General features: G+C 42.5%; 13 protein-coding genes, 7 tRNA genes, 1 other RNA gene and 1 pseudogene. 17 read left to right on the top strand and 5 right to left on the bottom strand.

Annotated elements, in window-relative coordinates:
* Positions 1–76: 76 nt before the first annotated feature.
* Entirely contained in the window at positions 77–1105 is a 1029-nt protein-coding gene (locus C2M33_RS14605) for a methyltransferase (RefSeq protein ID WP_105174783.1), read from the bottom strand.
* Between the two features lie 17 nt (positions 1106–1122).
* Positions 1123–1848 (bottom strand): tRNA (guanosine(46)-N7)-methyltransferase TrmB, encoded by a 726-nt coding sequence (trmB, locus tag C2M33_RS14600; RefSeq protein WP_063703496.1) that lies wholly within the window; start codon positions 1846–1848, stop codon positions 1123–1125.
* A 213-nt stretch (positions 1849–2061) separates the two neighbouring features.
* Between trmB and mutY the strand changes: the two genes are divergently transcribed.
* Both mutY and C2M33_RS14590 read left to right on the top strand, forming a co-directional pair.
* Positions 2062–3138, top strand: coding sequence for an A/G-specific adenine glycosylase (gene mutY, locus C2M33_RS14595; protein WP_442793149.1), 1077 nt, complete (start codon positions 2062–2064; stop codon positions 3136–3138).
* Between the two features lie 15 nt (positions 3139–3153).
* On the top strand, positions 3154–3426 hold the full coding sequence (locus C2M33_RS14590) for an oxidative damage protection protein (protein WP_063703501.1): 273 nt from the start codon (positions 3154–3156) through the stop codon (positions 3424–3426).
* 40 nt (positions 3427–3466) lie between these two features.
* Here the strand turns inward: C2M33_RS14590 and C2M33_RS14585 are convergent, their stop codons facing one another.
* Positions 3467–6238 carry a hybrid sensor histidine kinase/response regulator gene (locus C2M33_RS14585; protein WP_105174781.1) on the bottom strand — a complete coding sequence of 924 codons (2772 nt, stop codon included), beginning with the start codon at positions 6236–6238 and terminating at the stop codon, positions 3467–3469.
* A gap of 394 nt (positions 6239–6632) precedes the next feature.
* Between C2M33_RS14585 and C2M33_RS14580 the strand changes: the two genes are divergently transcribed.
* From C2M33_RS14580 to C2M33_RS14535, 10 genes are all read left to right on the top strand, one after another.
* A tRNA-Phe gene (locus tag C2M33_RS14580) sits at positions 6633–6708 on the top strand.
* Positions 6709–6778: 70 nt separating this feature from the next.
* Positions 6779–6854 (top strand) — tRNA-Thr (locus C2M33_RS14575).
* A 35-nt stretch (positions 6855–6889) separates the two neighbouring features.
* Positions 6890–6965 (top strand) — tRNA-Phe (locus C2M33_RS14570).
* Positions 6966–7016: 51 nt separating this feature from the next.
* Positions 7017–7092: transfer RNA gene (locus C2M33_RS14565), tRNA-Thr, on the top strand.
* Between the two features lie 34 nt (positions 7093–7126).
* A tRNA-Phe gene (locus C2M33_RS14560) sits at positions 7127–7202 on the top strand.
* A 57-nt stretch (positions 7203–7259) separates the two neighbouring features.
* Positions 7260–7335: transfer RNA gene (locus C2M33_RS14555), tRNA-Thr, on the top strand.
* Positions 7336–7448: 113 nt separating this feature from the next.
* Positions 7449–7524 (top strand) — tRNA-Phe (locus C2M33_RS14550).
* Between the two features lie 702 nt (positions 7525–8226).
* The gene (locus tag C2M33_RS14545; RefSeq protein WP_105174780.1) at positions 8227–9633 is read left to right on the top strand and encodes an efflux transporter outer membrane subunit; all 1407 of its coding nucleotides are present in this window, start codon (positions 8227–8229) and stop codon (positions 9631–9633) included.
* A 2-nt stretch (positions 9634–9635) separates the two neighbouring features.
* Positions 9636–10934: an efflux RND transporter periplasmic adaptor subunit gene (locus C2M33_RS14540; RefSeq protein WP_063703509.1), complete on the top strand. Its 1299-nt coding sequence runs from the start codon at positions 9636–9638 to the stop codon at positions 10932–10934.
* Positions 10934–14014, top strand: a complete 3081-nt coding sequence (locus C2M33_RS14535) for an efflux RND transporter permease subunit (RefSeq protein WP_105174779.1) — start codon at positions 10934–10936, stop codon at positions 14012–14014. The genes C2M33_RS14540 and C2M33_RS14535 overlap by 1 nt, the downstream gene beginning before the upstream one ends.
* Positions 14015–14595: 581 nt before the next feature.
* Here C2M33_RS14535 and ssrS read toward each other — a convergent pair.
* Positions 14596–14779: non-coding RNA, 6S RNA (gene ssrS / locus C2M33_RS14530), on the bottom strand.
* 194 nt (positions 14780–14973) lie between these two features.
* Between ssrS and C2M33_RS14525 the strand changes: the two genes are divergently transcribed.
* The 5 genes from C2M33_RS14525 to nagP all read left to right on the top strand — a co-directional run bounded on the left by C2M33_RS14525 (position 14974) and on the right by nagP (position 20749).
* Complete coding sequence (locus C2M33_RS14525; protein WP_063700525.1) at positions 14974–15537, top strand: UPF0149 family protein; 564 nt, start codon at positions 14974–14976, stop codon at positions 15535–15537.
* 20 nt (positions 15538–15557) lie between these two features.
* The gene (gene pepP, locus C2M33_RS14520) at positions 15558–16883 is read left to right on the top strand and encodes a Xaa-Pro aminopeptidase (protein ID WP_105174778.1); all 1326 of its coding nucleotides are present in this window, start codon (positions 15558–15560) and stop codon (positions 16881–16883) included.
* A gap of 8 nt (positions 16884–16891) precedes the next feature.
* Positions 16892–18073, top strand: a complete 1182-nt coding sequence (gene ubiH / locus C2M33_RS14515) for a 2-octaprenyl-6-methoxyphenyl hydroxylase (RefSeq protein ID WP_105174777.1) — start codon at positions 16892–16894, stop codon at positions 18071–18073.
* Positions 18070–19236: an FAD-dependent monooxygenase gene (locus C2M33_RS14510; protein WP_105174776.1), complete on the top strand. Its 1167-nt coding sequence runs from the start codon at positions 18070–18072 to the stop codon at positions 19234–19236. Before ubiH ends, C2M33_RS14510 begins: the two co-directional genes overlap by 4 nt.
* A 208-nt stretch (positions 19237–19444) precedes the next feature.
* Complete coding sequence (gene nagP, locus C2M33_RS14505; RefSeq protein ID WP_105174775.1) at positions 19445–20749, top strand: N-acetylglucosamine MFS transporter NagP; 1305 nt, start codon at positions 19445–19447, stop codon at positions 20747–20749.
* A gap of 656 nt (positions 20750–21405) precedes the next feature.
* On the opposite strand, the pseudogene C2M33_RS14500 reads toward nagP, so the two are convergent.
* Positions 21406–23555 (bottom strand): annotated as a pseudogene (locus C2M33_RS14500) (TonB-dependent receptor family protein).
* Positions 23556–23951: the final 396 nt, after the last annotated feature.

The following is a 23951-nucleotide window of genomic DNA, read 5'->3' as shown; positions in this document are numbered from 1 at the left end:
GTCTAGCAAAGACATTAAAAAGTAACTAAATATTTTAAAAAATATTTTTGCAACGAATAAGCTATTTACTCAGCTTTTACTTAGCTGAGTAAACGGCAAATTTAGTGTTTTTAAAGTCGGTGCTGTACTGACCAAATTGCGCTTCTAAAATGGGTGGGTATTTCAAGAAGCTATTTGCGACTATGGTTAACTTGCCTTGCTTACTTAAGTGCTGTTTTGCTGAGCTAAGAAATGCTTCGGCAATGGTGTAATCTGTGGCAATCCCCGTATGGAACGGTGGGTTACTGATAATTAAATCAAACTTACCACTAATATCTGCTAAACCATCACTTAATACCGCTTCGCCTTTAAGGTTATTGATCGCAAGGGTTTGCTCAGTGGCGTAAGTTGCAAGGGCACTTACATCGCTACACACAAATTCAAGTTCAGGTGCTTTTAAACCTAAGTAAGTAGCAATAATGCCTGCACCACATGCAAAGTCGAGCACTTTACCCTGGCTAATCCTCGGCGCATTATTAAGTAGTACTGCAGTGCCCACATCAAGCGCACCATGGTTAAATACGCCAGGTACACTGATAGCAGTAAATTCAATATCACCGGCTTTCACTTGGAATTGTTTGTGGTAGTGGCTGATAGCAAAGCTATTATTGAGTGTAAGTTCAGAGAATAAATACAAAATACAGTGCTTGGCACTATCGATTTTGTTACTAAAGCCACAGTGGTCTTTTAGTTGTTTCTCTGCTGATTTAACACCACTTTTATTTTCACCTACCACAAAAAGTTGCGCATCTTGATGACAAACAGCACGAATGTTATCAAGGCACATTAGTGCTTCAGGCTTAGCTTTTGGATAATAGTAGATTACTAAATCGTAGTTACCATGGGGGATGGTGTGATCAACCACAGCATGTACGCCAGCAACTTTGCTAGCATACATGGCATTTGCGTGGTTATAACTGAACGCAGTAATGTTTGCGTCAGGGTTAAGCGTTTTAAGTTCACGTAAAAAGCCATCTTGCTCAAAGTTAACCACTAAAATTGATTTTCCAACAAGTTCGTCTTCATTTCGAAGTAATAATAAACTTGGGTTGGTTAACTTACTCATGCTGCTTTTACCTTATCTTACTTTGTACGCTCAAACATTAAATCCCACACGCCGTGACCTAAACGGTGACCGCGTTGCTCAAATTTCGTCAATGGACGTGAGTCTGGGCGAGGAACGTAATCGTTAGTTTCTGACTGGTTTTGGTAACCTTCAGCAACTTGCATTACTTCTAGCATATGCTCTGCATAGTTTTCCCAGTCAGTCGCCATATGGAAAACACCGCCAATTTTTAATTTGCTACGTAATTTTTGTGCAAACTCAGGCTGCACAATACGACGCTTGTGGTGGCGCTTTTTATGCCATGGATCAGGGAAGAATAATTGCAGTTTAGATAAGCTTTCATCAGCAATACAGTCAGCAAGTACTTCAATTGCATCGTGCTCAAACACACGTAGGTTAGTAATACCTGCTTCATCGGCGTCCATTAAACAAGCACCTACACCTGGGCGATGAACTTCAATACCAATAAAGTTAAGTTCAGGTGCGTTTTTAGCCATTTCGACTAGCGACTTACCCATACCAAAGCCGATTTCTAGTACGATATCGTTATCGTTACCAAACACTTGTGCTAGGTCGAGCAAGCCATTTTTGTGCTCAAGGCCCATTGTTGGCCAACACTTTTCGATGGCAGCTGCTTGGCCTTTTGTTAGGCGACCTTCGCGCTTAACGAAACTACGAATAGTGCGGATATATTTACCCTCTAGCTTTGCTTGCTCGAGGTTTGGGTTACTTGAGTCACTCATATAATTTGGCCTGATAAAAACACTGACTATAGAAAAAGGTTGCGTATTATCCCTGACCAGCGCCTTGAGTACAATAGTAGGGTTTATCTTTCTAGCTTAATTGCGCGCCAGTGCGTTGGCTATTTGGGCATAGCAAAGCCCGTTCGACTTGCTTGGCCTAACTAACTGCAATAGACTTGGCCGCAATGAGCTTCAGTAAGTAAAGATGTTATTTTGAATTTAAGTAATAAGGAGTCAACCTGGTTTGCGAACCAAGTTGTTGACTGGTATCACCTTCACGGCCGTAAAACGCTGCCATGGCAGTTAAATAAAACCCCTTATAAGGTATGGATCTCTGAAGTCATGCTACAGCAGACTCAAGTCGTTACTGTTATTCCTTACTTCGAAAAGTTTATGCAAAGCTTTCCTGACATTATTGCGCTCGCCAATGCGGATGAAGATCAGGTGTTACACCACTGGACTGGCCTTGGCTACTACGCCCGGGCGCGTAACTTACATAAAACGGCAAAAATAGTCCGTGATAAATACCAAGGTGAGTTTCCAACTACCCTTGAAGAAGTGATGGACTTGCCGGGTATTGGTCGTTCAACGGCAGGGGCTATCTTGTCTTTATCGCTTGGCCAACACCATCCAATTTTAGACGGTAATGTTAAACGCGTATTAGCACGTTTTTTTATGGTTGAAGGTTGGTATGGCGTGAAAAAAGTCGAAAACCACCTTTGGTCATTATCATCGCAATTAACGCCTAAAAAGTCGGTCACTGAGTTTAATCAGGCAATGATGGATTTAGGTGCAAGCCTTTGCTCACGTAGTAAATTTGACTGTGAGCCTTGTCCATTAAATAGCAAGTGCCTTGCTTATAACGAAGGTAAAGTGAAAGAGTTTCCGCATTCAAAGCCGAAAAAGGCTGTGCCGAAAAAGTCATGTCATCAGCTTATTCTTGCTTGCGATAATAAAGTACTTATGGAAAAGCGCCCAAGCTCAGGGATATGGGGTGGTTTATTTGGCTTTTTTGAGTTTAGCGAGTTAACTGAGCTCGAATCATTTTTAGCTCAGCATGGCTTATCTAGCAATACGCTGGCACTTGAGGCCTTTACCCATGTGTTTTCGCATTTTGAGCTGACTATCAACCCCCATGTTTTAACCTTGCCGAGTATTCTAGATCTTATTAATGAACGGCAACTAGTTTGGTATCCGCTTGATGAGTCTATTGAGGTAGGTCTTGCAGCGCCAACGAAAAAGCTGGTTAAACAATTAAGCGCAATAGATTACAATAGCATCACGCAATAAGAGTAGAGAGCAATTATGGCACGCACAGTATTTTGTCAAAAGTTACAAAAAGAAGCTGAAGGCTTAGGCTTCCAACTATACCCAGGTGAGCTTGGTGAAAAGATTTTCAACAACATCAGTAAAGAAGCATGGGGCCAATGGCAACATAAGCAAACGATGTTGATCAACGAAAAGCATCTAAACATGATGGACCCAGAGCACCGAGCTTTTTTAGAAGAGCAAATGGTGGGTTTCTTATTTGAAGGTAAAGAGGTAGAAATCGAAGGCTACCGTCCACCAGAAAAATAAACCAAGATATTATATGTAAAAAGGGCCAATTGGCCCTTTTTTAATTTTCGTTTTCTTGTTCGGCTTTTTGAATTTGCTCTTTTAAGAACTGTGCCACTTTAGAGTATTCAATTTCGTAGCTGTCTCTTAGCGCAATCAATTCATCACTCGAAGGTGGTTGTTCGTTATCTTTGCAACGCCCCTCAAACTCAGCAGCAAGCTCTGCGACTTTCATCGCCCCAATCGTTTTTGAGATAGATTTGAGTTGATGACAGGCTGATTTAATGGCCTCTAAGTCTTGCTCAATAACACCGCTGTTAACTTCTTTGCTCAGTTGATTGCTTTGCTCTAAGTACATTTTGAAAAAGCGTAGCTTCTTAGCTTCATCATTGTTTACATAGTTAGCCAGCATGGTCATATCAATAGGGGCTGCGGGTCTTTTAACTTCGAGCTTGGTAGCCTCTGGATTTGTTTTGTAAGCACATTTATGTAACGTTGCTTCCAGCACATTTAGTTCTACAGGTTTGGTAATGTAATCGTTCATACCTATGTTTAAACAGCGTTCTTTTTCACCTTTAAGGGCGTTGGCTGTGATAGCAATCACATATGGTTGAGCATTAATATCTTCAAGTTGAGATGCTTCATGACGAATCTTTTCAACCATATCGTAGCCTGACATTTTCGGCATGTGTAAGTCAGTTAGAATAATTGAGTGCCTGCCTTCTCGCCATGCTTCGAGGCCTTTTTCACCATTTTCAGCCATTTCGACGCCATAACCCAACAGATGAAGCTGATCGGTCAACACTTGCTGGTTTAATACGTTATCTTCGACAAGCAATACAAGTTTGTTTTCTTCGCGGGCTTTATCAACACTCAGGTAGTCGTTAAACGACTTAGCAGAAGCAATTTGTTTTGGTTTATGTAAACCTGCTGCCACAAGTAACGACATCATAAAGTTAGATTTACATAGCGGTGCAGCGTTTAAGTAAAAGATATTTTTATGATTAACAGCTGCTTCATCGAGTTTGCTTAACACAATAACTTGCTGTTTATTATCTTCTAGGGTGTATAGTAGGCGGCGTAAGATATAGTTAATATCTTCCATGGTTTCAATACCATCGAGGATCCAAATAATATCTTTTTTATCTTGCTCAGCTTCGATTTTATCACTGCTGTCTGCAATGACAGGCGTAGCCCCCATAAATGATAAATAGCGGGTAAGTAGTTTTTTACGACCATCATGGTTGGTTACAACGACAACGCGTTGGTCTTTCATTACTTGTTTGTGTGCGTACTCAACTTTGCCTTGAGTACTAAATGGAAGTTCAACAACAAACTCACTGCCGATACCTAAATCACTGGTAACAGAAATCGTTCCTAGCATTAGCTCTGTTAAGCTCTTACAAATCGATAAGCCTAAACCCGTCCCACCGTATTCGCGGGTAATTGAGCCCTCAGCTTGAATAAACGGGTTAAAGATTTCGCGAAGCTGCGCTTGGGTCATACCTTTACCGTTATCTAATACGCTAAAACGAAGGGTATAGTGATCAGTGGTGTTTTGGGCTACCTCTACCGAGATTTTCACATGGCCTTTGTGTTTTTCGTCGGTACTGGTGAACTTAATTGCATTACTACATAGGTTATAAAGTACTTGGCGAACACGCACCGTATCACCAATCAAATTGGTCGGAATATCCGGGGCAATAGCCAACTCTAGTTCAAGGTCACGCTTTTTGGCCACTGATGACAAAACACGTGCGACTTCTTCAATGGTGTCTGATACTGAAAAAGGAATGTTATCAATATTCAATTTACCCGCTTCGATTTTCGAGAAATCAAGAATGTCATCTAATATCCCTAATAACGAAAATGCAGAGTCGCGAATAATTGTACTTAATCTATGTTGCGCCCCATCAAGCTCTGTTTGGCGAAGTAAATCAATTGTGCCAATAACACCATTCATTGGGGTACGAATTTCATGGCTCATGGTTGCCAAGAAAGTCGTTTTGGTTTCGTTTGCTTGTTCTGCTTTTAAAGTTGCTTGCTCAAGTGCCAACGTTCTATTTTGTACTTCGGTCTCTAAGCCACTTTGTAATGCTTGCAAATCGGCTTGTGCCGCTTTGTTTTCTGTTATGGCTGATTGCACTTTATTTAGCAGCAAGTTGATATTTTTTGCTACTGAGTCCAAACCAAAATCTAGGCCTTCGGTCACTTGAGCTTGGTAGTCAGCATTGTCAGTGATAGCCATCAGTTCTGTGCTTAATGACTCACTGCTTTTCGTAAAACGTTTATTAATAAAAATACTTAACGCAAAAGACAAAATAGCCAGTGCGACTAAAGTCAATGCGGCTAAACCATATGCAAGACCTGCAGACTGCGCAATGGGCTCTACAATCGGGTGTTGTTTAATGATTAGTTCACCAACAGGTTGATCATTAAACTCTAACACCGTATGAATAAGGGTGTTTTGCTCTAGTTTTTGATTAACTTTACTGGCTTCAATTAGCTCTTTATTACTGGCGTATACAAGTGATACATCGCCGTTAAATTCATAGCGATATAAATAGTAATCAAAGCCATCATTAAGTAGCTGACTTAAATCGAGCACTTCTTTTACTTTGTCTTGGCCAGGCATAGTTAACGCACTAATTAGAGGTGCGGAAAGCTGATTCGATAATTGCTGTGTTGTGATGGTTGGTTTGCTAACCTGTTGAGACGATTCACTCGTTGGATAAAAAGAATAAGCAACAACCGCAAGTAGGGTGATGACAAGATTCGTGATTATAAAAAGCGGTAATAGGCCTTTTACAGGTGAATTCGATTTACTTGGCATGGCTTTAGTCCAACAAATTATACAGCAACAGTAAGCATATTCTTGATTATTAGACAATCCTACCATCTATGAAGAAAAATTCACCACGTTTTTAACATAGGTAACTCTTTTATGATGAGGGTCAACCAAAAAGTACAAAATTTGTAGATTAAATAAGCTAAAAACTATTAAAAACAGCAATCTTGATTGAAAACTGTGCAAACAGTTAGAATCCTCAAAAAAAAGTTGACTTGAGAGGGCAAAACCCGTTTAATACGCCGCACGCCCAGACAGCGACAACCAAATTTGTTGCTTATAAATGCGTTTAAAATTTGCCCAGATAGCTCCAGTCGATAGAGCCATTGGGAATTGCATTGAAAATCCTTGTGGATATTCTGCATAAAAATTTAATATTGCCCAGATAGCTCAGTCGGTAGAGCAGAGGATTGAAAATCCTCGTGTCGGTGGTTCGATTCCGCCTCTGGGCACCATTATTTAATATATTGGTGTTTAATTTATGATTTAAACATCAATATCGTGCATAGCACACAGATTTAGTGTGCCGACTTAGCTCAGTTGGTAGAGCAACTGACTTGTAATCAGTAGGTCATCCGTTCAACTCGGATAGTCGGCACCATTTATTTAAACATCAAGCTTCTAGCTTTTTGTTATGCCCAGATAGCTCAGTCGGTAGAGCAGAGGATTGAAAATCCTCGTGTCGGTGGTTCGATTCCGCCTCTGGGCACCATTATTTATAATCACAATGTGATTAAGTGCTAAACGCACACAGGTTTAGTGTGCCGACTTAGCTCAGTTGGTAGAGCAACTGACTTGTAATCAGTAGGTCATCCGTTCAACTCGGATAGTCGGCACCATTTATTTAATAGTTAGCATTTAGCTAATTGTTATGCCCAGATAGCTCAGTCGGTAGAGCAGAGGATTGAAAATCCTCGTGTCGGTGGTTCGATTCCGCCTCTGGGCACCATTATTTGATAATCTCTTTTAAAGTGATTATAGTGCACAACGCACACGATTTTAGTGTGCCGACTTAGCTCAGTTGGTAGAGCAACTGACTTGTAATCAGTAGGTCATCCGTTCAACTCGGATAGTCGGCACCATTTATTTAATAGTTAGCATTTAGCTAATTGTTATGCCCAGATAGCTCAGTCGATAGAGCCATCGGGAATTGCATTGAAAATCCTTGTTGATATTCTGCATAAAACTAAATATTGCCCAGATAGCTCAGTCGGTAGAGCAGAGGATTGAAAATCCTCGTGTCGGTGGTTCGATTCCGCCTCTGGGCACCATTGATTCAAAGCCTCGCAATCGCGAGGCTTTTTTGTTTCTGTCCCCTCCAAATCACGATTTTACTTCCCGTAGGCGTGAAATTTAAAGAGCTATCAGCTTTCAGCCGTCAGCTATCAGATTGAAAAGTTAGCGAGTTAGAAAGGGGAAAGAGTAAAGGGTAAAGGTACGAGTTTCGAGACCCGAGATACGAGTTGTAGGAGGCGTTTTAACGCCGAAAAACCAGAGTTATTAGATATCAGTGGTTAGAAGTTAGATTAAAACAAAAAAGCTAGAAGCTTTTAGCTGTAAGTTTTAAGACGATCGTGCGGGGCTTTTAGTTGTAGGAGGCGTTTTAACGCCGAAAAAAGACGATTTGGTAGGGTGACCCCTTTACGAATCCAAAACCAACACCAACACTATGCTGTTAGCACCTAGCACCTAGCACCTAGCACCTAGCACCTAGCACCTAGCACCTAGCACCTAGCACCTAGCACCTAGCACCTAGCACCTAGCACCATTCCTACGCGATATAAAATCGCTGCTACAATTTTGAAAACTCGCAACTCGCAACTCGCAACTCGCAACTTGTAACTTATCTCCATTTTCCTACCATTCATCGTCCCCAAATGTCAGGCAGTGTAATGTTATGTAAAGTCAGTTGAGCAAAACTTAACGTGGTGCTTGAATTACACTCATAAATAGATGTTTTTCAGGTTTTTAGAATGAATTGGCAATATAAGCCGAGTTTATTGGCTTTAAGTGTAATTTTGCTAAGTGCATGTGCGAGCCAGCCGACTCACAATGAACGAGTTGCTGAACTTGAGACCGTACCGGGTGCATGGAAGCAACTCCCTTCTGGCGACAAAGCGCTTGCTGTTGAAGATAACTGGTTGCAGCAATTACACGACCCTCAAGTTTTTACTTTAGTTGAGCAAGCATTAGCCCATAATCAAGCGATTTTACAAGCAGGTTACGATGTTGCGATTAAAGAGCAGCAGCTTATTGCTGCTGGGGCAGATTTATGGCCAAGCCTTGATTTATCAACACGTGCGAGTCGTAGTAAAGATAACCGCCCTGTTAGTTATAACAACGCCAGCTCAGCGTCATTAGAATTAAGCTACGAAGTTGATTTATGGGGTAAATTATCAGCTTCAGAACGACAAGCAAATCTTGAATACCTAGCTGAAAAAGCCACCTTTGAACAAAGCAAACAACAATTAGTCGCTGATGTGGTAGCTGGTTGGTTTGATGTTATTACGAACCACAAATTACTTGAGCTATATAAGCAGCGTGAGCAAAACGCTGAGAAAAATTTAGATATTATTGAGTCGGGTTATCGCCAAGGTTTAAATGAAGCGCTTGATGTTTATCTTGCTCGTAATGAGCTAAACACTGAGCGCTCGAACATAGCGGCGCAGCAAGCAACGTTAACTAAATCGATTCGCGATTTAGAGCGTTTAACAGGCCAATACCCAACTGGCGCGTTAAGCGTTAGCGCAGATTTACCACTACTCGATAGTGCCATTCCGCTTGGTTTACCTTCAGAGCTTATTACTCGCAAACCTGAGTTAATGGCAAGCTGGTATCAATTACTTAGCACCGATGCTGGTCTTGCTTATGCGCATAAACAGCGTTTTCCGAGCTTGAATCTTTCTGCATCAATGAGTGATAGCACAGATAGAGTGAGCGACTTATTTTCTCCTTCAAGCTTAGCGTGGTCGCTGATTGGTAGTATTTCGATGCCGCTTTTTGAAGGTGGCCGCTTAAAAGCCAATGAAGAACAAGCAAGGCTAAACGTTAAGCGTCAAGAGCAGGCTTATCTTGCCACACTTTATGATGCCTTTAACGATGTTGAAACAGCCATCAGCCAAGAGCAAGCGCTTAAAGTACGCTACGAAAAAACCTTAGAAGCGCAAGAAAATGCCATTACCGCAGAGGCATTAGCGTTTGAACAATATCAAAGTGGTTTGGTTACCTACACCACGGTACTCGATGCACAAGACCGTTCGTTTAATGCGCAAAGCTCGGTAATCGAAATTAAAAACCAATTAATTATCAACAGAATCAACTTACATATTGCCCTTGGTGGTGATTTTAGTGAAGCAAACAGCGAAGTAGCAGAGCAATAATCATGAATAGCAAGACACGTAAAATTTTAATTCCATTGGTAGTGATCGTTGTGACGGTACTGCTTATCATGTTTATAAAAGGCAATCCGCCTCAAGCAAACCGCTTTTCTTCACCGCCAAAAGCAAAAGTGAATGTGGCTGTTAAAACCCTAACACCAGAAACCTATCAGGTGATGATTGATAGTTTTGGCACCGTAAAGCCACGCACGCAAAGTATGCTAGTCGCGCAGGCTTCAGGGCAAATTATCGAAATTAGTGAGCAATTTCGTGAAGGTGGCTTTTTTGAAAAAGGCGATGTGTTGTTGCAACTAGATGATAGAGATCACCGCGCCGAAGTAAAATCAGCACAAGCGGCTTTATTAACCGCTGAGCAAAGCCTACTCGAAGAGCAAGCTCGTGGTCGCCAAGCAGTTACCGATTGGGAGCGCTTAGGTAAGGGCGAACAAGCTAGTAGTCTGGTACTGCGTAAGCCACAACTTGCAGCAGCCGAAGCAAGTGTATTGTCTGCCCAAGCGACGCTTGAAAAAGCGAAACTTGATTTAGAGCGTACAAAAATCACGGCACCATACGCGGGGCGAGTTTTAAGTCGCAGCGTAGACTTAGGGCAAGTGGTGAGTAATAACATGGAACTTGCCAGCATTTATGCGATTGACCGTGTTGAAATTCGCTTACCAATCAAAAATAAAGATCTGCCGTTCATTAACTTACCAGAACAATTTCGTGATGGTGCTAAAAATAGCGCTGGTTCACTCGTTAAATTTAGCTCAGATCTCGTTGGTAAACAGCAATGGCAAGGTCAAGTTATTCGCACCGAAGGCGCCATTGATGAAAGCGCTCAGCAGCTTTACGTGGTTGCACAAATTAATGACCCTTACAAAGCCACTTCTGCGAATCAATACCCAATTAAAATTGGTCAGTACATCAAAGCGCAAATTACTGGCAAGGCGGTTGAAAATGCCATTGTGATCCCAAACAGCGCAATTTACCAAGGCACTTATGTGTATGTTGAAGAGCAAGGTGTGTTGCGCCGTAAAAATATCTCACTAGCTTGGCAAAACGCTAATCACGCCATGGTAGCCGAAGGCTTATCAGCAGGAGATCATTTAGTGATTACACCGCTTGGACAAGTTAGCTCAGGTACCCAAGTGACGGTAATGGGAAGCGAAGCGTATCAAGCTACACGTGGTAAAGCACAGCGTCCAAGCCGTGAAGAGCTTGAAAAGCAAGCAAAAGAGCAAGGTATTACAGTTGAAAAACTAATTGAACAACGCCGCGCTGCTCGTGAGCAAGGAGCGCAATAATGATAGCTTGGTTTACAAAGAATCATGTTGCAGCAAACTTATTGCTGATCAGCATTTTATTAGCGGGGCTATTTAGCGTATCGACGCAAATACCACTCGAAGTGTTCCCGTCATTTGAAGCAGATCGCATTAGTGTAAGTGTTACCCTACGTGGCTCAACACCTGAAGATGTTGAAAAAGGTGTCGCTATCCGTATTGAAGAAGCGGTGCAAGATCTCGAAGGGATCAAGCGTATCACTAGCCGCTCATCAGAAGGTTCTGCCTCTGTATCAATTGAAGTCGATACCGGCTATGACCCTCGGGAGCTTTTAGCCGATATTAAAAGCCGGGTTGATGCCATCAATACTTTTCCGGTTGACGCCGAAAAACCAGTTGTGGCACTCGCGCAGCGCACTCGTGAGGTAATAGCGGTTACTGTGTCGAGTGAATACGGCGAAAAAGAAACCTTAGAATATGCCGAACATGTACGGGATGACTTATTACGCTTACCAGAAATCACTCAGGTAGAGCTAAGTGGGGTGCGAGATTACGAAATTGCCATTGAAGTAAGCCAAGATACATTGCGCCAATACGATTTACGCTTATCGGACATTTCTTCAGCAATTAGTAATTCAAGTACCGATGTTTCAGCAGGTAACTTAAAAACGGAAGGGGGTGATGTACTCATTCGCTCAAAAGGCCAAGCCTATCGTAAAGATGAGTTTGCCCAAGTTGTGGTTAAATACCAAGCTGATGGTACCATTATTCGCCTAGGCGACATTGCCCGTATTACCGATGATTTCGAAGAAACCCCAGTTCGTACTCGCTTCAATGGTAAGCAAGCGGCGTTTATTGATGTGTACCGTATTGGTCCGCAAAGTGCGATTGAAGTTGCTGATGCAGTAAAAAATTACATTACCGAGCATCAAAGCCAGCTGCCTGAAGGGTTTGAGTTAAGCTTTTGGGATGACGACTCTGAAATCGTGAAAAGCCGTATTGCGACGCTAACAACCAATGCTATTCAAGGTGGTATTTTAGTTCTTGCATTACTTACCTTGTTCTTGCGTCCTGCTATTGCGTTTTGGGTGTTTATTGGTATCCCTGTGTCATTCATGGGCGCGTTTTTAGCGATGCCAATTTTTGGTATTACGCTCAATGTAATGAGTTTATTCGGCTTTATTTTGGTACTCGGTATTGTTGTTGATGATGCCATTGTGACCGGTGAAAACGTCTACACCCACCTAAAAACAGCCGAAAATGGTGAACAAGCTGCTATTCGTGGTACGCAAGAAGTTGCGACACCCGTTACCTTTGGTGTACTTACAACGGTTGCTGCATTTTTACCATTAGCTTTTATCGAAGGTAACCGTGGTGCTTTATTTGCGCAAATTCCTGTTGTTGTTATTCCGGTATTACTGTTCTCTTTAATTGAGTCTAAATTTGTTCTGCCGGCTCACTTAAAGTACTTAAAACTACGTAGTGAAAAAGCAAATCCGTCAAAACTGCAGCAGTTTCAGCAGCGTTTTGCCGATGGCTTTGAACACGCCATTATGAAGTACTATCAGCCGCTACTAAATGTTGCGCTAAAGAATAAATTAGCAACGGTCAGCTTGTTCGTCGGTATTTTCTTTATCATTTTGACCCTGATCACCAGCGGTTGGACAAAGTTTATATTCTTCCCGCGTATTCCAAGTGAAACTGTTCGCGCAGAGCTAACATTCCCTGCTGGAACACCGTTTGAAGTGACCAACAAGTACATCATCGATATGTCAGATAAGGCCAAAGAGCTACAAGAGAAGTATCGTGATGAAGATGGCCAAAGCGTGATTTTAAATATTTTGGCAACCACGGGTGGCCGAGGTGGTTCGTCAAATACAGGTAGTGTGCGCTTTGAAATCACACCAGCCGAAAAACGTGAATCAGATATTGGCTCTCGAGAGCTTGCCAGTGAATGGCGTGACCTCATCGGTATTATACCGGGCGCAGAGAGTGTGACTTTCCGTGCTGAATTTGGTCGCAGTTCAGATCCTATTGATGTGCAGCTAAGCGGCAGCTCAATCGACACCCTTGAAGCTGTAGCAGAAAAGGTAAAAGAGCGTTTAGCAACTTACCCAACTGTGTACGAAATTGCTGATAGCATGTCAGATGGTAAAGACGAGCTGCAAATTGAGCTAACAGAGCAAGGTTTGGCACTCGGTTTAAACCGTGTTGATGTATCGCAGCAAGTGCGTAATTCGTTCTTTGGTGCGCAAGTTCAACGTATTCAACGTGGTCGTGATGATGTGCGTGTAATGGTGCGTTTGCCAATTGAAGAACGTCGCTCAGTTGCTGATTTAACTGATATTTTAATTAAAACCCCAACGGGTGGCACAGTGCCATTGTCGCATGTGGCGACCTTAGTACCGGGGCAAAGTCCATCGTCTATTTATCGTATTGATCGCTATCGCACATTGAACGTAACAGCCGATGTTGAAAAATCAAATACCAATATGACGGTACTGCAAGCAGACTTAAAAACTTACTTAGATGAGCTAATGGTGCAATACCCAGGTGTTGATTACTCGCTCGAAGGTGAAGCTAAAGAGCAGCGTGAATCATTTGGTTCACTCGCTTGGGGTCTGGTGTTTGTATTCTTTATTATTTATGCGTTATTAGCGATACCGTTTAAATCATATATGCAGCCATTAATTGTGATGAGTGTTATTCCGTTTGGCATGATAGGTGCGGTAATGGGTCACTGGGTAATGGGCATGGAGTTAACCATTATGAGTCTACTTGGCATGCTAGCCTTGATAGGTGTTGTAGTGAATGACTCACTAGTACTGGTTGATTTTATCAATAAGAAGCGTGAAGAGGGCGGCGATTTACTTGAAACCGTTAAGCTTGCCGGTGCGGCACGTTTTCGCCCAGTAATGTTAACCAGTTTAACCACCTTTATTGGTTTAATGCCGCTGTTATTTGAAAAAGCAACGCAAGCACAATTCCTTATTCCAATGGCCGTAAGCCTGGGCTTTGGGATTATTTTCGCAACGCTTATCACCTTACTATTAGTGCCAGTTAATTACCTATTAATGGAGCGCTTTCAGGGATGGTTTAAGTAGGGGCGATAGGTTGAAAACATGTGTGTTGGGTAGAATGAAATGAAACCCAACACACAGGAGCTATCAGCTTTCAGCCGTCAGCTATCAGAAAAACATACAAGTTAGCGAGTTAGCAAGGGGAAAGAGTAAAGTTAGATTGTGCCCGCTCATTGCTATGGCTAAACCCGGTGCCGTAGGCGTGAAATCTATTTCGCGCGATATTTCTTAAATAACGGGTGAGTCGTAGGTCGGGCTTTAGCCCGTCAATGTTAGCGATTATGTGTCGCCATAAATGACGACCTACAGTGCTTGACTCATTAGCTCGTAGGTTAGTTAGAGCAGAGCGAAACCCAACGTTTGAAGCCGTCAGCTATCAGATAAAACAAATAAGTTAGCGAGTTAGCGAGGGGAAAGAGTAAAGTTAGATTGTGCCCGCACATTACTATGGCTAAACCCGGTACTGTAGGCGTGAAATTTATTTCGCGCGAATAAGAATAATAAGTTCTTGTATAAGAGAAAAACTAAGGAAGTTATTGAAAACTTGAAACTTGAAACTTGAAACTTGAAACTTGAAACTTGAAACTTGAAACTAAATAGAAATGGTGTTCCCCAAGTATGCGGTGCCCGGTGTCAGTCCTGAAACCTTGAGGTTTCAGGGCGGGAATCTGCGGTATGCCGTAGGCTTCTCGGTACATGCCGAGCCTGCACAATAGCAAACGAACAGAAACCCTAACATAAAATTTATCGGCTCAGGGACTTAACCAAGCTCCTGCACCCTAGGGAACACCTTCAGTATATAAGACAAGTTTCAATCCTTAAACCATATAAGCAAAAAAAGCGGATCGTTCGCGTAGTTTTTCCCCACCTTTAACTGCTTATTTACTTTTCAGATTGCTTTTTGACCTCAATCATACAATTAATTGGAGTTGAGATTTATCGAGTGGTAGCATGATGTTACTTAGCCGAACAAAGAAAAAGTTATGAGCACGTTACCTGATTACCAACAAGCCCAATTGTTATTAGAAAAGAATGAAATTTTTGTCGCACCAGCCGAAGCTCATGGTGTGATCAGTGGTTTATTAGCCTGTGGCATCAATATTGAAGCCGACGAATACTTAGGTTTATTAAGCGATGTATTCAACGACGGCATTGCCTTCAGTAAAGATTTAAAAGCCTTTTTTGCTAACGTGTATTCTCAGGTTGTTGCCAGCTTTAGTGATGAAGAATTTCAGTTTGACCTATTCTTACCAAGCGATGATGAAACACTGCTTGATCAAGCCAATGGCTTAGTATCTTGGGTATCGGGTTTTATGCTTGGTTTTGGTTTAAAGCAAAAAGACTACGGCAAGTTATCAGCTGATGTGAAAGAAGTGATCAGCGATTTTAGTGAAATTACCCGTCTAGATACCATGTTTGAAGAGACCGAAGAAGACAGCCAAGCACTGCACGAAGTGATTGAGTATGTGCGTGTTTCTGCGCTGCTATGTTTTGCTGAGCTAGGTAAAGAACCAGCAGATAAAAACCCTAAGAAGACCCTTCACTAATCAAATTATAGAGGTTTAGCATGTCGTCTATTGCAATCGATAAAGCTGAATTTAAAGCCCGTCGCGAGCGCTTGCTTGCGATGATGGATAAAAACAGTGTCGCTATTATTCCTGCGGCAGGAGAAGTAACACGTAGCCGTGATACTGAATATGCATTTCGCCAAGACAGTGACTTTTTCTACCTAACAGGCTTTAACGAACCGGATGCGGTTTTAGTGCTTTGCCCGTCGAGCGATACACCAAGTACCCTAATTTGCCGTAACAAAGACAAACTAGCTGAAATTTGGCATGGCCGTAGAATTGGCTTCGAAAAAGCTAAATCTGAGTACTTATTCGACGCAACTTGCCCACTTAGTGAACTAGATGAACAATTATTAGATTTGGTGAACGGCCAGCAGATTTTATTTTATGCACAAGGCACTTACGCAAATTTCGATGCAAAAATTTGGGATTTATTAAGTACCCTTCGCAGCGCACCTAAAAAAGGCTATAAAGCCCCACATACCATTAAAGATATTCGTGGTTTAGTGCATGAGATGCGTTTGTTTAAATCTGATGCAGAATTAAACATTATGCGCACAGCGTGCGAAATTAGTGCACAAGGCCATATTCGCGCTATGCAGTTTGCCAAACCAGGCGCAACTGAATACCAATTAGAAGCAGAGCTTCATCATCATTATGCAATGAATGGTGCTCGTCATCCTGCTTATGGCACGATAGTCGGCAGTGGCGATAACGCCAATATTTTGCACTACACACAAAATGATGCTGAGCTAAAAGATGGCGATTTAGTATTAATTGATTCTGGCTGTGAACTTGAAGGTTATGCGGCAGATATTACACGCACCTTCCCAATTAACGGCAAATTTAGCGAACCACAAGCGGCGCTTTACAACATTGTATTAGCAGCCCAAGAAGCAGCATTTAGCCAAGTTAAGCCGGGCGGTAGTTTATCTAAAGCCAATGAATTAGCCTCAACAGTATTAACGCAAGGGCTTATTGATTTAGGCATTTTAACCGGCGAGCTTGATGAGCTTATGGCAAACCAAGCATGCAAAGCGTTTTACATGCATGGCCTTGGTCACTGGTTAGGATTAGACGTACACGATGTTGGCGAATACAAGCTTGATGAAAAAGAGCGCGTATTTGAGCCGGGCATGGTGCTCACCATCGAACCGGGTTTATATATTAGCGAAGATGCAAAAGCACCAGAGCAATATAAAGGCATCGGTATTCGTATTGAAGATAACTTACTTGTCACTGAAGATGGCCATGAAAACCTGACCATTTCGGTTCCTAAAACCATTAGTGACATTGAAGCAGTGATGCAAGCAAATAAAGGCTAGGAGCAAGCGTGGCAAAGCAGTTTGATGTTGTCATTATCGGCGGTGGAATGGCGGGAGCAAGTTGTGCTCTGGGCCTAAAACAGAGCAATAATCAGTTATCAATCGCTATAATTGAAGCAAATGAAGTAAGCGCAGACTATCACCCAAGCTTTGATGATAGAAGCATTGCGCTGGCTCAGCAGTCTGTTCAGTACTTAAAATCAATCAATGCTTTTGATTGCCATGCGCCATTTGCAGCAGCGATTGAAAAAGTAACCGTATCTGATCGTGGTCATTTTGGTAAAACGCATATTGATTGCCAAGAATATGGTCATGATGCTCTTGGCTATGTGGTTGAAGTGAATCCATTTGGGCGTAGTCTTCACCAGCAACTTACTCGTACTGATGTTAGTTTGTATTGCCCAGATACAGTTGCCAAGCTTGAATACCAAAGCGACTGTGCCATCATCACGCTTAACTCGGGCGAACAGTTAAGCGCAAAACTTGTGGTGATTGCCGATGGCGCTCATTCGCAAAGTCGTAAACTGGCTAATATTGAGTTTAATACTCGCGCTTATCAGCAAGCGGCGATTATTGCCAACATCGAAGTGGCTGGTGGTCATCATCATCATGCCTTTGAGCGTTTTACCGAGCACGGCCCAATGGCACTGTTGCCAATGAGTAACAACCGATACTCACTGGTATGGTGTATGGAGCCTGAGCAAATTGAGCACCATATGGCACTTGAAGACGATGCCTTTTTAGCTGCGCTGCAAAAAGCATTTGGTTATTGCGGTGGCTCATTTAGTAAAGTGGGTATGCGTGCAAGTTATCCACTTGTGTACGGTAAAGCCGAATCACTGAGCAACCACCGTACAGTATTAATTGGTAATGCAGGCCATGCAATCCACCCAATTGCCGGACAGGGCTTTAATTTAGGGCTACGTGATGTGCAATTATTGTGTGATATGGCAAATAGAAGCGACCTTGGTGATTACGCTTTTACTCGTTATTACAGCCAAACTCGCAGTAAAGATATTACTACCGTGATGACACTCACAGACAGCCTAGTGCGTTTGTTCTCAAACTCATCACGATTGCTTGCGCTTGGTCGCAGCATTGGTCTTTTCTCAATGGATTTATTCTCCTCGTTAAAAACCCCACTGGCAAAACAGCTTATGGGTCAGGTTAAGCAAGGTAAACGGATATGAAACAAGCACAAGTTTGTATTGTCGGTGGTGGCTGTGTTGGCCTTACGCTAGCACTCGGTTTAGCAAAAGCAGATATCAGCGTTGTGGTGATTGATGCGAGTAAAAATCAAACTTTACCGGGTGATGATTACGCACTTCGCGTGAGCGCATTAAGCCTAGCTAGTCAGGGCTTATTTGAGTCATTAAATGTATGGCCAGAGATCATTAAACAACGTGCTACACCGTATACGTCGATGGATGTACGTGATCAAGACAGCTTTGGTAAGATTCATTTTGATCATAACGATCTCGATTTGCCGCAGCTCGGTCATATCGTTGAAAACGACATTATTCGCTACGCTTTAATTAGCGAACTTGAAAAGCAAAGTAATGCCACTTTATTGTTCGAAACCCGCTACCAGCAAATTCATCAAACTGATTCTGATGTGTTTATTACTCTTGAAAGCGGCGAGCCTGTAATTGCTAAATTATTAGTGGCGGCTGATGGGGCTAACTCGGCTATTCGCAAGCAGTTCAATATGCCAATTACTTTTAAAGATTATGACCATCACGCCATTGTTGCCACAGTTAAAACCGCTGATGAGCATAACAACACGGCACGCCAAGTGTTTTTACCAAGCGGGCCGCTGGCGTTCTTACCCTTGCCAGATAAACATACGCACTCAATTGTTTGGTCAACAAGCCCTGAGCATTGCGACACACTTTTAGCGCTTGATGATAACAACTTTAATAAAGCGGTTATGGCAGCCCTCGATGGCCAATGTGGTTTATGTGAAGTGCAAAGTGAGCGCATGGCGTTTCCACTTAAGATGCGTTATGGCCAGCAGTGGGTGTCGGGTAAAGTGGTATTAATGGGCGATGCAGCGCATACCATTCACCCATTAGCTGGTTTAGGTATGAACCTTGGCCTAAAAGACGCCGCTTATTTAATTGAGCTATTAAGTAATGAGCAAGGCGAGTTTGCAAGTGCGCGCACGCTGCGTGATTATGAACGTACTCGCAAGCTTGATGCGCAAAAACACATTGCCATGATGCAAGGCTTAAAAGAGTTATTTGCAGGCGCTAACCCACTGAAAAAACTCGTACGTGGTGTTGGTTTAAGCCTTGTAGACAACCTTGGCCCAATTAAACATTTGTTCGCAAAAGAAGCAATTGGTAAATAACACCTAACTAGTTGTTACTATTTAGTTTAAGCCGCAGCTAAGCAATTAGCTGCGGCTTTTTTGCACTTATATGAACGCAAAATGATAGCGCTGTCATTTTTGTTAGTGTATGATTAAATTTTTGTGATTGGTATGGAAATTAAACAACTCTGTTGAGTTGTATACTAGATTCCAACCAAATAAAAATAATTAAACTAAGAGAACAATTATGGAAGCAACGGTTGAGTGTGACAACAACACAAAACAAAGCATCTGGCTGCCAATGGTATTGGCCGGCTCAATGTTTTTTATCTTAGGGTGTATAACGTGGCTTAATGGTGCAATTACACCATTTTTGCAGCAAATGCTTGAGCTTTCGCCGTTACAAGCTTCGTTTATCATCTCTTCTTTTTATATTGCGGTAACAGTTGCCGGTATCCCATCAGCTATGCTGATCAAGCGCGTTGGTTATAAGAATGGTATGGCAATTGGCTGTGCGATTATGGCTTTATCGGCGCTGATGTATATTCCTGCTGCGAAACTGCAAATGATCGAAATCTTCTTGTTCGCACAGTTAATGATAGGTGTTGGACAAACCGTGCTACAAACCGCTGTTAATCCATATGTGGTGAAAATGGGCTCTGAAAAATCAGCCGCTGTGCGCGTGTGTATCATGGGCTTATTAAACAAATTTGCGGGTGTTATCGTGCCTGTGATTTTTGCAGCTGTAGTAGTAAGCGGTGTGGTTGATGGCGCAGGTAAATTATCGCAAGAGCAAAAAGACATTATGGCAAATAGCCTTATCATGCCTTATGTGTTGATTGCTGCTTTAATCATGTTATTTGCCGCCTTTGCGAAATTTGCACCATTACCTGATTTAGTGTTTGATGAAGACGAAACATCAAACGGTAAAGGTGAAATTAAAGAAACCCTAGCACACCCTCACTTAGTTTTAGGTGTAGTGGGTATTGCGCTTTACGTTGCTGTTGAAGTTATTGCAGCAGATACCATTGGCTCGTACGCTTTACAAATTGGCATTGCCGACTACTCAGTTATGACCTCTTACACTATGGCGTGTATGTTGATTGGTTACGCGATTGGTATTTTGACTATTCCACGCTTTATGAGCCAACAAACGGCGTTATTAATGTCGGGTATTGCCGGTATTATAACCGTGATGTTAGTGGTACTTGGTAGCAATGACTCGTTCATTATTTCAAACCTATTATTAGTGCCATTTGGTGGCCCACAATTACCAGACCCATTGTTATGCATTGCGTTACTTGGCTTTGCTAATGCTATGGTTTGGCCTGCAATTTGGCCACTGGCTTTAGCTGGCTTAGGTCGCTTAACAGGCACCGCATCAGGCTTATTGATCATGGGTATTGCTGGTGGTGCACTAGGCCCGTTATTAATCGGTTTAGGAAACGTAGCAGGCCTTGGTGCACAAGGCGCTTACATTGTGATGATCCCAAGTTATGTATTCATTTTATTCTACGCCTTAAAAGGCCATAAGATGAGAAGCTGGAAGTAACCCAGCAAACTGATTTTTCAAGTTAGACAAAGCCGCGGTACGCCCATCACCGCGGCTTTTTTGATCTTAAACTAAAGCTATCAGCTTTCAGCCTTCAGCTATCAGATTGAAAACAAAAGAGCTGAAATGCTCACCTGTAGGCGTGAAATTTATTTCGCGCGATGCTTCTCAAACCAACGGGTAAGTCGTAGGTCGGGCTTTAGCCCGTCGATGTTAGTGATTATGTGTCGCCATAAATGACGACTTACAGTGCTTGATTCATTAACTCGTAGGTTGGGAAGAGCGGAGCGAAACCCAACGCTTGGAGCCATCAGTCGTCAGCTATCAGATTGAAAAGTTAGCGAGTTAGAAAGAGTAAAGGTACGAGTTTCGAGGGACGAGATGCGAGTTGTAGGAGGTGTTTTAACGCCGAAAAAAGTCAAATAGGGAGGTATTCCAACCCCAAAAAAAAACACTATGCTGTTAGCACCTAGCACCTAGCACCTAGCACCTAGCACCTAGCACCTAGCACCTAGCACCTAGCACCTTTAACCATTCCTACGCGATATAAAATCGCTGCTACAATCTTGCTAACTTGCTAACTTGCTAACTAACACCAACAAAAAAGCCGTGGGATTTTCATCACACGGCTTTTGATATTTCGCTAAGTCGTTTTATTAGAACGAGTAGCTGTAACCTAGTTGTAGGGTACGTGGTTTACCTGGTTGAATACCGCCGTTTGCACGGTTTGCAACGTAGGTTTTGTCAAACAGGTTGTCTACTGTTAGGTATACTTTTTGTTTGTCATCGATGAGGTATTTAGCCGCTAAATCCCACACCACGCGGCTGTCGATTGCATTGCGACCTGAGTCTGTTAAGTCTGCGTGTGCATCAGACACATAACGCATTTGCGTATCGAATACGAAGCTTGAGAACGCAGCCCCCACTGAAAGCGCTAATTGGTTTTCAGGTACGTATGGCATTGCATCGCCTTTTTCTACGCTACCCCAAAGCTCTGATTCAAAATCATTTTCGAATTGAGAATCTGTGTAAGTGTAAGTTAAGCGAACTGGGAATGAAGCTGCGTTGGTCGCATACACTTTACCCGCGCTTAGCTCAAAACCAGACACAGATACTTCACCGTAGTTGTATTGGTCGCCAATGTTGTTGTCGTTACAACCAACAGCGGCAGTACAGTTACCGTGCATGTTTGTATAGTCAGAGTTAAAGTAGATTACTTCACCTTGAATGCCCGCGTAATCGTAACGACCACCAAGCTCGATGTTAACACTCTCTTCTTCTTCTTGATCTGCGTTACCCGGTGCCGCTGGAGCGTAACCTTTTTGAATACCAGCAAGAAGCGTTAGGTTGTCGCTTACTGTGTAAGTGGCACCTAGTGACGGTACTAAGATCTCTGTGTCGTTGCTAATATCTTTTGTTAAGCCGTTAGCACGTGATGGATCAGACTTTGCCCACTCAACACGTTTGATTGTGATGTCTTCGTAGCGAAGACCTGCACTAATAACTAACGCATCAATTGTCCACTCATCTTGAATGAATAGGGTCGTCGCTTCTGCACTGTCTACACGGTTGCTATCAGAACCCGGTACGCCTTTTTCAGTTAGCGTCATTGATAGGTCTTGATTAAGCGTGTATTTGTCTTGCCATTGGAAGCGGTCCATTTCATCTTCATGGTAACGTGCACCCACAGTGATGTAGTGATCGCCAGCAGGAATATGGAACTCAGTTTGTAAGCCTTTTGCTTGGTAATCACGGTTGTTTGCTTTTACTGCAACGCCTTCAATACCTTCGCTCGTTGGGTTTGCTTCAAACTCGCTGTATTTTTCTAAATCGCTTACACCCACTTTACTTGCTTTATACCAGTTACGGTGGAAGTCGTTTAAGTATGCAGTAGCAAGTAACTCGTAACCTTTACCAAAGCGGTATGCATAGTTAATTTGATATGCATTGTGTTGCGTGTTCATTTCGTCTTTTTGCGAAGCCGCATAACGACGGTAAGGATTTGCTTGGTAATCAGCATCTGTTAAACCCATGTACGTTTCGTCAGAGCGCTCATCTGAGTACTTTAACTTCATTTCTAGGCTGTGTGCTTCGTTATCACCAAAATCAAAACCAAACTTTAATAAGAAATCGTTCTTTTCGAAGCCAGTGTTATCGCTACCAACTGGTAAATCTTTAAAGCCATCTGCGCCGTAAGTAAATACTTCTACAAGGCCCGCAGCATTGTTTTTCTTTTTACCGAAGTAAGCATGACCTTTATAGAAACCGTCGCTACCAAGTTCAGCGTTAAGTAAACCTTTAGACCCTTCAGTCGGTAGGCTACGAGAAACTAAGTTTAAAACACCGCCTGTTGTACGTGGGCCATACTTAACAGACGCCGCACCCTTAAGTACTTCGATAGACTCCATACGACCCATCGTAGGGAAGTAGTAAGCAGAAGGCGCAGAGTAAGGTGCTGGTGCTACAAGTACACCATCTTCCATTACAGAGATTTTGTCGTTACGACCCGTACCCGTACCACGCATACCGATGTTAGGGCGAAGGCCATAGCCGTCTTCTTCTTGTACATATACACCCGGTACGCACTTAAAACACGTGAGATATCAGTATATTCAAACTTTTCTAGTTCTTGCTCACCAATAAAAGTAGCAGAGCCAGGAATATCGTTAATTGCAGATGCAGAGCCAATTACAGTGATTTGCTCGAAGTTCTTCTCTTCTTTAGTTACATCTTTTGCAAAAGCATTAGCGCTTAGAGATAAAGCGACCGCAGTCGAAAGCGTAGAAACAATAAACTTAGGTGTCATTGTGTGTCCTGTAGTGTTTAGATATTTTTAACGGGCGCAATTTAAACATGTAAAATAATGCGAATCAATCCTATTTGTACTAAAACAGGTCTGAACTGTAAGTTTTTGAATTAAATCAGGTATAAGAAATACAGTAGTATTGTATTACGATATTGGGTTTGGGAGGGTGTTAAGTAAAACTTAACGCTTGGGGCTTTCAGATTTCAGCCGTCAGCTATCAGATTAAAAGTTAGCGAGTTAGCAAGAGTAAAGGGGAAAGAGTAAAGGGGAAAGAGTAAAGGGGAAAGAGTAAAGGGGAAAGTTTGCGAGATGCGAGTTGTAGGAGGCGTTTTAACGCCGAACAAGAAAGGAGATATTAGATATCAGTGGTTAGAAGTTAGATTAAAATACCCAAGT

It is taken from the genome of Pseudoalteromonas sp. T1lg122 (assembly GCF_002964825.1).
In the GTDB taxonomy this organism is placed as follows: domain Bacteria; phylum Pseudomonadota; class Gammaproteobacteria; order Enterobacterales; family Alteromonadaceae; genus Pseudoalteromonas; species Pseudoalteromonas gelatinilytica.
The sequence above is the reverse complement of the archived record's forward strand: the minus strand, read 5'-3'. Positions and strand labels throughout refer to the sequence as shown.

What these genes read in the sequence shown, in the direction of transcription:
- C2M33_RS14525 (WP_063700525.1), top strand. Translation starts at nt 14,974, where the DNA reads ATGAGCACGTTACCTGATTACCAACAAGCCCAATTGTTATTAGAAAAG.
- trmB (WP_063703496.1), bottom strand. Translation starts at nt 1,848, where the DNA reads ATGAGTGACTCAAGTAACCCAAACCTCGAGCAAGCAAAGCTAGAGGGT.
- pepP (WP_105174778.1), top strand. Translation starts at nt 15,558, where the DNA reads ATGTCGTCTATTGCAATCGATAAAGCTGAATTTAAAGCCCGTCGCGAG.
- C2M33_RS14545 (WP_105174780.1), top strand. Translation starts at nt 8,227, where the DNA reads ATGAATTGGCAATATAAGCCGAGTTTATTGGCTTTAAGTGTAATTTTG.
- C2M33_RS14585 (WP_105174781.1), bottom strand. Translation starts at nt 6,238, where the DNA reads ATGCCAAGTAAATCGAATTCACCTGTAAAAGGCCTATTACCGCTTTTT.
- C2M33_RS14605 (WP_105174783.1), bottom strand. Translation starts at nt 1,105, where the DNA reads ATGAGTAAGTTAACCAACCCAAGTTTATTATTACTTCGAAATGAAGAC.
- C2M33_RS14510 (WP_105174776.1), top strand. Translation starts at nt 18,070, where the DNA reads ATGAAACAAGCACAAGTTTGTATTGTCGGTGGTGGCTGTGTTGGCCTT.
- C2M33_RS14535 (WP_105174779.1), top strand. Translation starts at nt 10,934, where the DNA reads ATGATAGCTTGGTTTACAAAGAATCATGTTGCAGCAAACTTATTGCTG.
- nagP (WP_105174775.1), top strand. Translation starts at nt 19,445, where the DNA reads ATGGAAGCAACGGTTGAGTGTGACAACAACACAAAACAAAGCATCTGG.
- C2M33_RS14540 (WP_063703509.1), top strand. Translation starts at nt 9,636, where the DNA reads ATGAATAGCAAGACACGTAAAATTTTAATTCCATTGGTAGTGATCGTT.
- C2M33_RS14590 (WP_063703501.1), top strand. Translation starts at nt 3,154, where the DNA reads ATGGCACGCACAGTATTTTGTCAAAAGTTACAAAAAGAAGCTGAAGGC.